This is a genomic window from Pseudomonas sp. 5.2, from assembly GCF_059025405.1.
The window spans coordinates 1-385 of record NZ_JBYBHH010000067.1 but is presented as its reverse complement, the minus strand read 5'-3'; the positions used below and the strand labels follow the sequence as shown (position 1 = coordinate 385).

Below are 385 nucleotides of genomic sequence, written 5' to 3'. Positions count from 1 at the left end.
TCCAGGCAGCAACAACCAGGGCGACAAAGTCGAACTGAGCATCGTTGCCAACCAGACCTCGGTCTTCGAGAACGAAAAACCGACCTTCACCATCAGCATCAAAGAGGCCCTGGACCAGGACCTCACCGTGCAGCTGACCGAAGGCAAGTCGGTAGTGATCAAGAAGGGCGAGACCTCGGCCATCTTCACCCACGACGCCCAAGGCGAAGACGTGTACGTCGATGCCGGCTCGCTGACTGTCAGCATCACCGGCACCAGCGTGCCGGACGGTCGCCAGTTCGAGAACCTGGTGGTCAGCAAGCCTTCGGCCTCGGTGGACATCAAGGACACCTCGAACGAAGTCATCGCCAAGCTCACTGCAACCGAGTCGGTCACCGAAGGCGGT

Annotated in this window: 1 protein-coding gene; it reads left to right on the top strand. The window is 60.0% G+C overall.

Going from position 1 to position 385, the window contains the following annotated elements; translation table 11 throughout:
- Positions 1-385, top strand: a 385-nt coding sequence (locus AC5PZ0_RS28325) for an immunoglobulin-like domain-containing protein (RefSeq protein WP_493856222.1), incomplete at both ends; no start/stop codon positions are given.